General features: G+C 72.9%; 12 protein-coding genes. 7 read left to right on the top strand and 5 right to left on the bottom strand.

What is annotated here, in order from left to right:
- The first annotated feature begins 239 nt into the window (after positions 1 to 239).
- From QRN89_RS31475 to QRN89_RS31460, 4 genes are all read left to right on the top strand, one after another.
- A complete protein-coding gene (locus QRN89_RS31475; RefSeq protein WP_290352809.1) occupies positions 240 to 662 on the top strand; it encodes a DUF350 domain-containing protein in 423 nt (140 codons plus the stop codon).
- Positions 663 to 872: 210 nt separating this feature from the next.
- A complete protein-coding gene (locus tag QRN89_RS31470) occupies positions 873 to 1,073 on the top strand; it encodes a hypothetical protein (RefSeq protein ID WP_093661412.1) in 201 nt (66 codons plus the stop codon).
- 216 nt (positions 1,074 to 1,289) lie between these two features.
- Positions 1,290 to 2,171, top strand: a complete 882-nt coding sequence (locus tag QRN89_RS31465) for an RNA polymerase sigma factor SigF (RefSeq protein WP_290352808.1) — start codon at positions 1,290 to 1,292, stop codon at positions 2,169 to 2,171.
- A gap of 97 nt (positions 2,172 to 2,268) precedes the next feature.
- Positions 2,269 to 2,619, top strand: a complete 351-nt coding sequence (locus QRN89_RS31460) for a PRC-barrel domain containing protein (RefSeq protein ID WP_290352807.1) — start codon at positions 2,269 to 2,271, stop codon at positions 2,617 to 2,619.
- 221 nt (positions 2,620 to 2,840) lie between these two features.
- Here QRN89_RS31460 and QRN89_RS31455 read toward each other — a convergent pair whose 3' ends face one another.
- Complete coding sequence (locus QRN89_RS31455; RefSeq protein ID WP_290352806.1) at positions 2,841 to 3,266, bottom strand: CBS domain-containing protein; 426 nt, start codon at positions 3,264 to 3,266, stop codon at positions 2,841 to 2,843.
- A 474-nt stretch (positions 3,267 to 3,740) separates the two neighbouring features.
- Here QRN89_RS31455 and QRN89_RS31450 point away from each other — a divergent pair, with 474 nt between their 5' ends.
- Together QRN89_RS31450 and QRN89_RS31445 are read left to right on the top strand one after the other, a co-directional pair.
- Entirely contained in the window at positions 3,741 to 4,007 is a 267-nt protein-coding gene (locus QRN89_RS31450; RefSeq protein WP_290352805.1) for a DUF6381 family protein, read from the top strand.
- Positions 4,008 to 4,125: 118 nt separating this feature from the next.
- Complete coding sequence (locus tag QRN89_RS31445) at positions 4,126 to 6,495, top strand: SpoIIE family protein phosphatase (protein WP_290352804.1); 2,370 nt, start codon at positions 4,126 to 4,128, stop codon at positions 6,493 to 6,495.
- A 167-nt stretch (positions 6,496 to 6,662) separates the two neighbouring features.
- On the opposite strand, the gene QRN89_RS31440 is transcribed toward QRN89_RS31445, so the two are convergent.
- The 3 genes from QRN89_RS31440 to QRN89_RS31430 all read right to left on the bottom strand — a co-directional run bounded on the left by QRN89_RS31440 (position 6,663) and on the right by QRN89_RS31430 (position 10,684).
- Positions 6,663 to 9,656 carry a HAMP domain-containing protein gene (locus QRN89_RS31440; RefSeq protein WP_290352803.1) on the bottom strand — a complete coding sequence of 998 codons (2,994 nt, stop codon included), beginning with the start codon at positions 9,654 to 9,656 and terminating at the stop codon, positions 6,663 to 6,665.
- Between the two features lie 126 nt (positions 9,657 to 9,782).
- Positions 9,783 to 10,220, bottom strand: a complete 438-nt coding sequence (locus QRN89_RS31435; RefSeq protein ID WP_290353935.1) for an ATP-binding protein — start codon at positions 10,218 to 10,220, stop codon at positions 9,783 to 9,785.
- A 65-nt stretch (positions 10,221 to 10,285) separates the two neighbouring features.
- On the bottom strand, positions 10,286 to 10,684 hold the full coding sequence (locus tag QRN89_RS31430; protein WP_290352802.1) for an STAS domain-containing protein: 399 nt from the start codon (positions 10,682 to 10,684) through the stop codon (positions 10,286 to 10,288).
- A 284-nt stretch (positions 10,685 to 10,968) separates the two neighbouring features.
- On the opposite strand from QRN89_RS31430, the gene QRN89_RS31425 reads away from it, so the two are divergent.
- Positions 10,969 to 11,400 carry a rho GDP-dissociation inhibitor gene (locus QRN89_RS31425; RefSeq protein ID WP_290352801.1) on the top strand — a complete coding sequence of 144 codons (432 nt, stop codon included), beginning with the start codon at positions 10,969 to 10,971 and terminating at the stop codon, positions 11,398 to 11,400.
- Between the two features lie 18 nt (positions 11,401 to 11,418).
- Here the strand turns inward: QRN89_RS31425 and QRN89_RS31420 are convergent, their stop codons facing one another.
- Positions 11,419 to 12,351, bottom strand: coding sequence for a DMT family transporter (locus tag QRN89_RS31420; RefSeq protein WP_290352800.1), 933 nt, complete (start codon positions 12,349 to 12,351; stop codon positions 11,419 to 11,421).
- Positions 12,352 to 12,427 lie beyond the last annotated feature (76 nt).

Genomic DNA, 12,427 nt, shown 5'->3' with positions numbered 1-12,427 from the left:
CCGGCCGGCTCCCTGTCCGGGCGCGGGTACTCCACGGCTCCGGACGTCGTGCCCGCCCGGCCACAACGGCGTCCGGGGCCTCCTGGCCACAACGGCGTGCGGGGCTCTCGCCCACCGGGCCCGTTGCCTCTCGGGCGGCGCCCGCCCGGGCGGAGTCCGTCCCCGCCACGAGGTGCGTGCGATACATTTTGCCGCGCCTTGACCACGATCATTCTCGGACGACGGAGACAGCCTTCCCCATGACGGACATAGTCAACGGACTCGGCCGGGCCACCGCCTACGGCGCCCTCGGCGTCGTGCTGCTGATCCTCGGCATCGTGCTGGTGGACGTACTGACGCCCGGCAAGCTCGGCCGCCAGATCTGGGAGGAGCGCAACCGCAACGCGGCGGTACTGCTGAGTTCTGCGCTTCTGGGGATCGGCGGGATCGTGTTCACCTCGATCTGGACGACGTACGACGACTTCGGCAAGGGCCTGGTGTCGACGGCCGCGTTCGGTGTGCTGGGGCTCGTGCTGATGGCCGTGGCCTTCCTGGTGGTGGACCTGGTGACGCCGGGCAGGCTCGGCGCGACGCTGGTCGAGCCCGAGCCGCACCCGGCGGTCTGGGTCACGGCGTCGTGCAACCTCGCGGTGGCGGCGATCGTCTCGGCGTCGATCGCCTGACGCACGCCGGACGGCAGGGACGCGCTCCCGGACCGGAACACCCTCCCCGGGACCGACCGGACGGGACCCGCCGCCCCCTTGCTCCGCGTAGCCGTCCGCTCACAACGGGCCGGATTCCCGGCCCGTTTCGCCTGCCGGGCTGCACCTCGCCGGATACCGCGTGATGCTGGTATTCAGTCCCCCGCTACGGGATTCGCCCGGAGGCAGATCATGAAGCAGGACAACACCGGAGAGCAGCAGCCCGAGAGCAGGCAGCGGCCGGTTCAGCTCTTCACCGGATCGGAACGGCCCTTCGACCCCGAGGACCTGGTGATGGCGTCCGGCCGCGAGTGCACGCCCGAGAACGTGGCCCGTGCCCGCAAGGAGATCGCGGAGAAGGGCGCGGCCGCGCTCGAGCGCTACCTGCCCTGACGGCGGGCCGCTCGCGGACGTCGCCTCCACCGACGGTGGACGATCCCTCACCGCACGTAGGCGCATGGCCGCTTCTCAGGGGTTTCGGGCATCGAAAAGGGATGCCCGAACGCCGAATGAGTCAAAATAGGCACATTTGGGTATCAGGCCGACAGAGCCCGACCGACGGTCCCGCCGCAGCCAGTGGCGCCGGCCCCCTTCCGTCGAAGGACGCTCATGTCCAGCTTCCCGATCACCCGTGAACCCGACGTCGGTGCCGCCCGGCCGAGCCGGCCGGCGGCGCTCGACGATCTTCCGGAGATCCCGGATTTCCGGAAGATCAGCGCGCTGGACGCGCGTGCCCTCTCGCTCGCCCTGTTCGGGCGGCTCCGTACGCTGGACGAGGGCTCGGCGGAGTACTCGTACGTCCGCAACACGCTGGTGGAGCTCAACCTGAGCCTCGTGAAGTACGCCGCCGGCCGGTTCCGGGGCCGCAGCGAGCCCATGGAGGACATCGTCCAGGTCGGCACGGTCGGCCTGATCAAGGCCATCAACCGCTTCGACGTGGAGCGCCAGGTCGAGTTCACCTCCTTCGCGCTGCCCACCGTCGTCGGTGAGATCAAGCGCTTCTTCCGCGACACCAGCTGGGCGGTGCGCGTGCCGCGACGCCTCCAGGAGCTCCGGCTGGACCTCGCCAAGGCGTACGACGTCCTGGAGCAGGACCTGGGCCGCGCCCCCACGGCGGCTGAACTGGCCGCCCATCTCGGCCTCGCGGAGGAGGAGGTCGTCGAGGGCCAGCAGGCCGCGAACGGCTATGTCGCCCGCTCGATCGAGCCGCTCGAGGACGACGAGAGCAAGAGCCCGCTCGCCCGGCGCCTCGGCCAGGAGGACCCGGCCCTGGACGTCGTCGAGTGCCTGGAGTGCCTCAAGCCGCTGATCGCCCGGCTGCCGGAACGCGAACGCACCATCCTGTCCCTGCGGTTCGGGGAGGACCTGACCCAGTCCGAGATCGGCGAACGGCTCGGCATCTCGCAGATGCACGTATCCCGGCTGCTGGCCCGCGTCCTGGCCGATCTGCGCGAGGCGCTGCTCGCGGACGACGGGAAGCCGGGACACTGAACGCCGGAGCACCGAGGGAGCGTCCGCCTGCTCACGGCCGGCCCGCGCGGGGCCACCCAGTTCGGGGACTCGCGGCCCCGGCGGAAAGGACGGCGTCATGGGCGCGGACATGTGGGGCTTCCCGGAGAGCGCGGGACACGCACCCGGCGCGGAGCTCGTCGGATACCGCGTGGAGGCCACCGACGGATCCGTCGGCAGGGTCGACAAGCACTCCGAGGACGTGGGGCGTTGCCACATCGTCGTGGACACCGGGCCATGGATCTTCGGCCACCGCCGGCTGATCCCGGCCGGCGTCGTCTCGCGCGTGGACCGCGAACAGGAAGTGGTGCACCTCGACTGCTCCAAGCAGCAGATCAAGGAGGCGCCGGACTTCGAGCAGGGGCGGTACGCCGACGATCCCGCCACGGTCCGGCTCGTCGAGCAGCACTACGCGAACCGGCACATGTGACAGACGAGTTCGACATCCCTGACGCACCCGCGCTGTCGCGGGAGGAACGGCTCCGGCGCTGACGCCAGGGGACCCCGGCGCTGACACGAGACGCCAGAGGACCCCGGCGCCGACACGAGAGGAGTCCGGCCGGACCCCCGAGGAGTCCGGCCGGACTTCCTTCCGCTCTCCGCCGGGGCCATCGCCCCACTCCCCGCCCGGGCCACCGCCTCCGCGACGGCTCAGGCCCCGTTGTTCGGCGGTGCCGCGCTGATCCCGGCGAGGGCTGATCCCGGCTCCCGTGCCCGTGCGAGGTCTCCCAGACTGACGACACCGACCGGATGGCCGGCCTCCACCACGGCGAGCCGGCGCACCCCGTGATCCCTCATGGCCTTCATCGCCTGGGAGGCGTCGGCGTCCGGAGCGACCGTGAGAACGTCGGGGGTGCAGACGGAGCGGACCGGCATGACGTGTGGGTTGTGGCCCATGGCCACCGACCGCACCGCGATGTCCCGGTCCGTCAGCATCCCGAGCAGCCGGCCCTGGTCCGCGACGAGGACGTCCCCGACGTCCATGTCACGCATCAGCCGGGCCGCCTCCACGAGCGACGCCTCGGGCGGGAGGGTCAGCACTCCGGTCGTCATCACGTCCTTCACCAGCTGTGTCATGACCCAACTCCCTTCCCTGACACCCCGCGCCTGCCCGGGTTCCTCCCGGTTATCCCGGAAAAGGGCGGGAAGCCGGGGAGTCATGGCCGGCGAACGGGACCGAAGCACGCGGGCGCGGAGGGTCCGGGAGCGGGCCGGGCAGCCGACGCGCCGCGCCGGCCGTGCCTCCGTCCCCGAGGGCGCCGAAGTCCCCGAGCTGCCCGAAGTCCCCCGAGGCCCCGAGGCCCTCGGAATGCCCTGGGGATCGGACACGGCCCCGTTGTCCGCGGCGGGGAGCCGCCCGAGCGGGCCGTACGGGATCTTCCCCGGGACCCGACGGGCGGCCGGCCCGACCGGAGGAGGAACACCGCAGGCAGACGGGGCTTTCGTCACACCCGGTGACGAAAGCGGATGCGGCGGCGGCCCCGCCGTGTTTGCCTGACACATGGCCCCTGGCCCGGCGCCCTCAGGCAGCCGGGCCCGGAAGGAGGAGCCATGAGCACAGCACGCGAACCGGTCAGGACGTCGGAGGAGCTCCGGCTCATGGCCGACGAGCTCACCCGCGGCGCGGAGCGCTGCAAGGACCCCGAACACCGTGAACGGCTGCATCGCAGGGCGGAGGAGTTGCGCCGCCGGATCGACACCGGCGAAGGCGCCGGGGAGAGGCCGCCGCCGCACGCGCGACAGGAGACACACCGGCCACAGCGGCGCGGCCCCCAGGGGCCGCAGGGCCGGCGGGCGGACCGGCCGCGTGGCACCTGACCGCCGTGGTGACGGCCGCCGGACCCGCCATCGGGTTCGGCGGCCGTCCGCCGCCCGCCCGCCCGAGGCCCCGGGCGTTGTGCACGGGTAGAATCCGGTTCGTCACGCTGGAGACGACATGACCATGCCCGAGCAAGGGCCGGTCGAGCCGGGGCCCGACCGGCTGACGGACGCCGTCACGCAGCTCACCGCCGAACTGGCCGCGCTGCGCCGCGATGTCGCCCGCCGTCATCTGCTGGACCTTGCCTGCGGGGTGCTCGTCGCACAGCACACCCTCACCCCGGGAGAGGCCGCGGACCACCTCGCCCAGCTGGCCGAGACCATGGACGTCGGCCCGGAGGACCTCGCCGCCGACATCGTCAACGGAGCCACCGGCCCATCGGGCGCGGCGGGCGGTCCGGCGTCCCAAGGCGGCACCGGCCCGGGCACGGAAGGGAGCACCGGCCCGGGGACGGAAGGCGACGCCGGCCCTCGGGCGGCGGACGCGGCGCGGGCCGCAGCCGACGTGGGCGGGACGGCGGGCCGCAAGGCGCGGTTCGTCGAGGCGGCGGCCGAGGCGGCGGCGCAGACGGGCGGCACGGTCGACGAGATCGCGGCGACCCTGCTGAACGGCGGGATGCGCCCGCTCGGAGCCCGGGGACTGTGGCTGTTCCGCCGTACCGAGACGGACTGCCTGGAACTGGCCGGCCAGGCCGGGGTGAACCGGCTGGAGGCGGCCCACTGGCGCTGGGTGCCGCCGGCGGCCGGCAGCACTCTGCACCGTGTGCTGAGCGAGGGCACGCCGCTGTGGCTGCCCGACGGCACATCCGCGGCCGAGGCGCTGCCCGGTCCGGCACCCGGATCCGCGCGGGCGGTGCTGCCGCTGCGGCAGCGAGGTGCGGTGACCGGGCTCGCCCTCGTCGACTGGCCCGGCCCCGCGCCCCTGGACGACGCGGTCCGGCGGGCGCTGACCGGGCTCGCCGTACCGGCGGCACGGATCCTGGACGCCGGCGCTCCCGGCACCCCCGAGCCCGGGGTGCTCGCCCCGCTGCTCGATCTGCTGACGCATCCCGCGATGGCCCTGCGCGCCGACCCGGAGAGCGGGATCCTGCACATCGAGCACCTCAACCGCTCGGCGCTGGACTCGGCCCGCCAGGTGCACGGTCCCGCCGGACGGCCGCTCGCCGAGGTGTTCCCCGCCATGCATGCCGACCTCGTACGGCTCGCGCGCACCGCGCGGGAGTCCGCGGCGCCGCAGCGGGCGGCCCGGGTGCCCGTCGAGCACCGCTCGGGCGACCCCGACCCCCTGCACGACGTACGCGTGCTCCCCGTCGGCCCCGACCGCACGGTGGTGTTCTGGCACGGCGCCACGGATCCCGGGCTGGCCCTCAGCCGGGTGCTGGGCCGGCTGGAGAACGTGGCCGCTTTCGAGGACGACCTGATCACGGGGAAGTCCCGGTGGAGCGAGCAGGCGTTCCGGATCTTCGGGCTCGAGCCGGGCACGTCCCCGGTGCCGCTGCGGCGGCTCGCCCCGCATCTGCACCGGGAGGACACCGGCAAGCTCAACGAACTGCTGATGGAACTGACCCAGCGAGGGGAAGGCGCCCACACCGTGGTCCGGGCGGTCCGCGAGGACGGCGGGCTGCGCCACGTGCGGATCGCCGCGGAGCCGCTGATGACGGGCGGTGTGCTCACCGGGATCACCGGCGTGTACCAGGACGTCTCGGCGCAGCACCACACGGAGATCGCGCTGAGCGCCACCTTCGACCGGCTGACCGCCGCCCAGACCCAGGCCGCGCTGCGGCACCAGCTCGTCCTCCAGCTGCAGCACGCGATCGTCCCCGAGGTACCGGAACTGCAGCGGCTGCCCGGGCTGCAGGTGGCGGCCCGCTACCGTCCGGCCGCCGAGGAGTACCGGGTGGGCGGTGACTGGTACGACGTGCTGCCGCTGCCCGACGGCCGGGTGCTCGTCGCCACCGGGGACATCGCGGGGCACGGCATCGACTCGGTGACGGGCATGGTGGCGCTGCGCAACGCTCTGCGGGGACTGGCGTTCACCGGCCACACCCCGGGCCGGCTGATGTCCTGGCTGAACGAGGTCACGCTGCAGACGCACGGGCATCCGACCGCCACCGCCGTCTGCGGCCTGTACGACCCGTCGGACCGTTCGCTGTGCTGGGCCAGCGCAGGTCACCTGCCGCCGGTACTGCTGCGCAAGGGAGTCGCCGACCTGCTCGAACCGCCGCGGAACATCCTGCTGGGCGCCGTGCCGGCCGCCGCGTACGACGAGACGGTGACACGGCTGGAGCCCGGGGACACGCTGATGCTGTACACGGACGGGCTGGTGGAGAGCAGGCACACCGGTATCGACGAGGGCCTGGACACACTGCGGCGGGCGGTGGAACGGCTCGACCCGGCCGGTCTGGACGAGCAGGCGGACGCGCTGCTGGCCGCGGTCACCGGTGACACGGAGGACGACACGAGCCTGGTGGTCGTCAGGGTCTCGTGAGACCTGGGATGCCCTGCGGGCAGGGGCGGTTCCGGTCGGCCACCGCCGACCCGCTCGCGTCCGCGTCCGACGGCCCTCGCCCGCCGTCCACCGACATGTCGGCGCTCGCCGAGCGGCTCGGTCGGCCGTCGCCCCGGCCCGCCCCGCCTCGCCCCGGTCAGTCGCGGTCAGTCGCGGTCGAGCCAGTGCCGTACGCGCTCGACCAGGTCGTGGGCGTCGACCGGTTTCGTGATGTAGTCGTTCGCCCCGGCCTCCAGGCTCATGGCACGGTCTCCCGGCATCGCCTTCGCGGTGACCGTGATGATCGGCACGTCGTCGAAGCCCGGCATGTCGCGGATCGCGGCGGTGGCGGTGTGGCCGTCCATGCCGGACATCATCACGTCCATCACGATGAGGTCCACCTCCCGGTGGGCGGTGAGCAGTTCGATGCCGGAGCGCCCGTCTGCGGCGGTGAGCACGTGCGCTCCTTCCGCCTCCAGGATCTCGGTGAGCGCGTACACGTTCCGTACGTCGTCGTCGACGATCAGCACCACACGTCCGGCGAGCGATCCACCGGGTGCGGCCGAGGTCTCCCCGGCGGGTGCGGGCGGCCCCTGCGGGACCCCGGACGCCGCGCCGCGCGGCACGGTGCCGCCGACGGGCACGTAGAAGGTGAACTCGCTGCCCTCGCCGAGCCTGCTCTCGGCGACGATCACCCCGCCGAGGAGCTGGGCGACCTCGCGGCTGATGGAGAGCCCCAGTCCGGTACCGCCGTAGCGGCGCCCGATGGCGAGGGCTCCCTGCTGGAAGGCGCCGAAGATGGTGTCCAGGTGCTCCGGCGCGATCCCGACGCCGGTGTCCCGGACCCGGAAGGCCACCACGGACATGCCGCGCATCTGCTCGGGGAGTTCGTCGTCGGACGCCTTCTGGACCCGCAGTTCGACTCCGCCGCGCTCGGTGAACTTCAGTGCGTTGGAGAGAAGGTTGCGCAGCACCTGCCGAAGCCGCGGCTCGTCCGTGGTGATCTCGGCGGGTACCCCGGGCACGGTGACGACCCGGAACTCGAGTTCGCGCTCGGTCGCCAGGGGGCGGAAGGTCATCTCGACGTACTCCAGCAACTGGCCCAGGGCGAACGGCTCGCGGTGGATGTCCATCTTCCCCGCCTCGACCTTCGACAGATCGAGAATGTCGTTGATCAGCTGCAGCAGGTCCGAGCCCGCGGAGTGGATGACCTCCGCGTAGTCGACCTGTTTCTCCGTCAGGTTCCCCTCCGGGTTCTGCGCGAGCAACTGGGCCAGGATGAGGAGGCTGTTGAGCGGGGTGCGCAGCTCGTGGCTCATGTTGGCGAGGAACTCGGACTTGTACATCGATGTACGGGAGAGCTGTTTGGCCCGCTCCTCGAGCTCCTGACGCGCCTGCTCGATCTCCAGGTTCTTTCGTTCGATGTCGCGGTTCCGGTCGGCCAGCAGGGCGGCCTTCTCGGCGAGCTCGGCGTTGGAGCTCTGCAACTCCTCCTGACGCACCTGCAGTTCCTGTGAGCGGGCGCGGAGTTCGGCGGTCAGCAGCTGGGACTGCTCGAGCAGCTCGTCGGTGCGGGCGTGAGCGATCAGGGAGCTCACGATGACGCCGACCGACTCGATGAACTGGTCGAGGAAGTCGCGGTGGAGGCCGGAGAAGGGCCGAAGCGCGGCGAGTTCCACGGCGCCGAGGACCTGGTCCTCGACGAGGATCGGCAGGACGATCAGCGCTCCGGGGGCTCCGGCGCCGAGTCCCGAGGAGATCGTGACGTAGCCGGGCGGCAGGTCGTCGACGGCGATGGTGCGGCGGCTGAGCGCGGCCTGACCCACCAGGGACTCGCCGAGCCGGAAGCGGACGGGCGCCCCGGACGGGCCGGCGGGCGGTGCGCCGTAGGCGGCGATCCGGACGAGTTCGGTCCCGGCCCGCCCCTCGCCGTCGCCCTCGCCGTCGCCCGTCGCCGCCAGGAAGAAGGCCCCGTACTGGGCCGAGACCAGCGGCGGCAGCTCCTCCATGATCACGTGGGCCACCTGGACGGGGTCGCGGCTGCTCTGCATCAGTCCGGCGAGCCGTGCCAGGTTGGTCTTGAGCCAGTCCTGCTCCTCGTTGGCGCGGGTGGTGGCGCGCAGGGACTCCACCATCATGTTGATGTTGTCCTTGAGGTCGCCGACCTCGCCCGGCGCCTCCACCGTGATGGAGCGGGTGAGGTCGCCCTCGGCGACGGCGCTGGTGACGCCGGCGATGGCGCGGACCTGGCGGGTGAGGTTCCCGGCCAGCTCGTTCACGTTCTCCGTGAGCCGCTTCCAGGTGCCGGAGACGCCCTCGACCTCCGCCTGCCCGCCGAGCCGGCCCTCGCTGCCCACCTCCCGCGCGACCCGCGTGACCTCGGCGGCGAACGACGACAGCTGGTCGACCATCGTGTTGATGGTCGTCTTCAGCTCCAGGATCTCCCCCCGCGCGTCCACGTCGATCTTGCGGGTGAGGTCGCCCTGGGCGACCGCGGTGGTGACCTGGGCGATGTTCCGGACCTGGTTGGTCAGGTTGTTCGCCATGGAGTTGACGTTGTCGGTGAGGTCCTTCCAGGTGCCGGACACCCCGCGGACGGTGGCCTGGCCGCCCAGATCGCCCTCGGTGCCCACCTCACGGGCCACCCGGGTCACCTCCTCGGCGAAGGAGGACAGCCGCTCGACCATCGTGTTGATGGTGTCCTTCAGCTCCAGGATCTCGCCCCGCGCATCGACCCGGATCTTCTGGGTCAGGTCGCCCCGGGCGACCGCGGAGGCGACCTGGGCGATCGACCGCACCTGCGAGGTGAGGTTGTCGGCCATGGTGTTCACGCCGGTGGTCAGCTCCTGCCAGACGCCGCCCACGCCCTTCACCCGGGCGTGCCCGCCGAGCCGGCCCTCGCCGCCGACCTCGCGCGCGACCCGCGTGACCTCGGAGGTGACCAGAGACAGCTGGTCGGCCATGCCGTTGTAGACGGCGGCGATCTCGCCCATGATCCCGTGGGCTTCCTCGGGGAGCCGCGCGGAGAAGTCGCCGTCGCGCACGGCCGTGAGCCCGGCCAGGAGCTTCCTGAGCCCTTCCTCGCTCAGTTCCGCCGGTGGCCGGACCTCTTCCAGGGACTCGCGCCCCGCGGAGGGACGAGTGTGTCCGGGTTCATCCATGGCCGACCTCGTGTGCCGATTCGTGCTGCGTCCCGTGGCCGGGGCCCCGCCCGGCGTGCGATCCGCCGGTCCCGGCCTCCTTTCCGACTGTCGCACGGGCAGCCCGGGTCGGCGCCCCGTGCCCGTTCACGGCCGGCGGGGGGCCGAGACCTCCGCCCACACCGTCTTTCCCGCGTCGCGCGGGGCCGAGCCCCACGCCCTGGCGAGGCGGCCCAGCACCACGAGACCGTGCCCGCCGGGCACGGCGGGGTCGGCGTGCGGACGCGGCCGGGGCGGTACGGGGCTGGCGTCGCTGACCTCGATGCGGAGCCGCTCCGACGTGCAGTTGAGGACGAGCTCCAGCGGCCCTCCGGCGTGCAGGCAGGCATTGGTGACCAGTTCGGAGACCACCATCAGGACGTCCTCGGCGACCGCCCGCCGTTCCTCGTCCCAGTCCGGTGCGGTGTCGGTGCTCGTGTCCCAGGCGTACGGATCGTCCCCCGGGGGCCTGGCGAGACCGTCCGGAGGCAGCCATTCCCAGTCGGCGAGGGCGGTCGCGCTGAAGTCCCGGCAGCGGCCGACCACGCCCCTCGTCCCCGAGATGCCGAGGCGACGGGTCTGGCCCTGCTGGGGAAGTGCCGCGCTCACGGTTACTCCTGCCGTCGGCCCGCGAGAGCCTCGCCGAGGCTCGCGTACCGGGGGAAGACCGCCCCCGCACCGGTGATGGCGAGCATGCGGGCGACCTGCGGGCGCAGCGCGGCGAGCTCCACCTGTGCGTCGCCGCCCTGTGCGGCGAGCCTCGCCCGCAGCAGCACGTTCAACCCGGTGGAGTCGCAGAACAGCAGCTCCGCGCAGTCCACCAGGATCCGCCGCGCCCCGCCGGCGACCGCCTCGTCCAGGACCGTGCGCAGCGGTTCCGCCGTGTCGTGGTCGAGCTCTCCGGAGATCTCGACGACCACGATCCCCGTTTCGGGGCCCGGCCGGGCCGTGACCGTGAACCGGCCGCCGCCGCTGCTGCTGCCGGGCCAACCGTCCTGTGCTGACACCATGCGCGGTTCTCCGTCCGTCCCTGCCGGTGCTCCGTCCGTCCCTGCCGGTGCTCCGTCCGTCCCTGCCGGTTCTCCGTCCGTCCCTGCCGGTGACCCCGACTATGGCACTGCCTCCCCCCACCTCGCTCAGGCTCGGCGGCCGCAACGCGGTGCGCGGCCGTCCGGGCCCTCCTCGGTCATCGCCGGGCGCTTCGGGTCCCCACGCGGCGACTACCCCGCGCTCGCCTGGCTAGGCTGAAATACCCGTCGGTTCTTCTCACGAGCGGCGAAAGCTGGCGCATGCGATGAACGTAACCTCCGAGTTCGAGCTGCTGGGCGTGACGATCCAGGTGGAGGGCCGCCCCGACATGCCCGTACGACTGGCGCCCGCTCAGGGGCCGGGTGCCGAGCCGCCCCCCGCACCGCTGGTACTGCGGGAGGGGTCGGAGTTCCGGGTGCGGCTGGAGTTCGCCGTGGGCGCGGGCCGGGACCTGGAGGGTCTGCGGTTCATCGACGAACGGACCCGGCAGGGCATGACGGTCGGCCATCAGGAGATCCTGCTCGGCGACTACCGCCGCGGGGGCCCGTACGAGATCGTGCTGCCGCCGGAGCGGCTGCCGATCGGCCATATGGCCCGCGACGTCTACCAGGTCACCGGCACCTTCGCGGACAAGGAGGGCCGGATCCTCGGCTGCGAGTCGCACAGCTTCGAGATCACCAAGGACTGGCCGCACTGACCCCGCGCGCGCGGGTGCTCACCGGCACGAGGCCGTGGCACCGTGCCGCCGGGCCGGGTCGTCCCGCGGGGGTACGGCGGCGGGCTCCCCACGCACCGCGCGGCGCGTGCGGCGCGTCATCGCGACACCCGCGAGGACGACGGCCATCCCGAGGACGACCCGGGGCCCGATGTCCTCGCCGAGGACGAGCGCGCCGAGCGCCACGGACACCACGGGCAGCAGATACCCGACGGTGGCCGCGCCCGTGGCGCCCTCGTCGGCGATCAGCCGGTAGTTGAGGAAGAAGGTGAGCCCGGTCCCCAGGATCCCGAGCACCGCGACCGCGGCGAACGCGGTGGCATCGGCCCGCACGGGCGTCGTCAGCGCGCCCGTCGCCGGGAGAGCGAGCAGGCTCAGACCGCTCGCGGTGACGAGCTGTGCTGCGGCGAGGGCCAGCGGGTCGATGCCCCGGCCCGTCAGGGTGCGGCCCATGTACGCGAAGGCGGCGGCATAGCTCAGCGCGGCGCCGAGCAGCGCGAGGGCGCCCGGGCCGACCAGTCCGGACTCCCGCCACGGGGCGAAGATCAGCACCGTCCCGACGAAGCCGAGGAGGAGCCCCGCCGGCCGGACGCGGCCGAGTCCGCGCTCCGTCCCGAGCCCGATGCCGATCAGCAGGGACCACAGGGGTGTGGTCGCGTTGAGCACGCCCGCGACGGAGGAGTCGACCGTCTGCTCGCCGATGCCGAAGAGCAGGAACGGCAGGACGTTGCACAGGGACGCGGCCACGACCAGCCGTCCCCATGTGCCCCGGTCCCGCGGCAGCCGCCGGCCGGAGGCGAAGGCCAGGGCGAGCAGGACGGCGGCGCCGAGGACACAGCGGGCCACGGTGATCTGGAGCGGGGACAGACCGTGGTTCAGCGCGATCTTGATCCAGAGGAAGCCCGAGCCCCACAGGAGGGCCAGCAGCGCCATCCGCACGACGGTCCCGATGCCGTCACCACGGCCGGTGTGCCGTGCTGCGGCGCCGCGTCCGGTGGCGCCTCCACCG

The sequence above is a fragment of the Streptomyces sp. HUAS CB01 genome (assembly GCF_030406905.1).
Lineage (GTDB): Bacteria > Actinomycetota > Actinomycetes > Streptomycetales > Streptomycetaceae > Streptomyces > Streptomyces chengbuensis.
Note: the sequence above shows the minus strand (reverse complement) of the source record. Positions and strands in the feature narration are given on the sequence as shown.

Bases quoted from the DNA above. Each gene is read 5' to 3' on its own strand.
- QRN89_RS31450 (WP_290352805.1), top strand. From the start codon at position 3,741: ATGAGCACAGCACGCGAACCGGTCAGGACGTCGGAGGAGCTCCGGCTC.
- QRN89_RS31440 (WP_290352803.1), bottom strand. From the start codon at position 9,656: ATGGATGAACCCGGACACACTCGTCCCTCCGCGGGGCGCGAGTCCCTG.
- QRN89_RS31465 (WP_290352808.1), top strand. From the start codon at position 1,290: ATGTCCAGCTTCCCGATCACCCGTGAACCCGACGTCGGTGCCGCCCGG.
- QRN89_RS31460 (WP_290352807.1), top strand. From the start codon at position 2,269: ATGGGCGCGGACATGTGGGGCTTCCCGGAGAGCGCGGGACACGCACCC.
- QRN89_RS31475 (WP_290352809.1), top strand. From the start codon at position 240: ATGACGGACATAGTCAACGGACTCGGCCGGGCCACCGCCTACGGCGCC.
- QRN89_RS31470 (WP_093661412.1), top strand. From the start codon at position 873: ATGAAGCAGGACAACACCGGAGAGCAGCAGCCCGAGAGCAGGCAGCGG.
- QRN89_RS31420 (WP_290352800.1), bottom strand. From the start codon at position 12,351: ATGGCGCTGCTGGCCCTCCTGTGGGGCTCGGGCTTCCTCTGGATCAAG.
- QRN89_RS31430 (WP_290352802.1), bottom strand. From the start codon at position 10,684: ATGGTGTCAGCACAGGACGGTTGGCCCGGCAGCAGCAGCGGCGGCGGC.
- QRN89_RS31455 (WP_290352806.1), bottom strand. From the start codon at position 3,266: ATGACACAGCTGGTGAAGGACGTGATGACGACCGGAGTGCTGACCCTC.
- QRN89_RS31445 (WP_290352804.1), top strand. From the start codon at position 4,126: ATGACCATGCCCGAGCAAGGGCCGGTCGAGCCGGGGCCCGACCGGCTG.
- QRN89_RS31425 (WP_290352801.1), top strand. From the start codon at position 10,969: ATGAACGTAACCTCCGAGTTCGAGCTGCTGGGCGTGACGATCCAGGTG.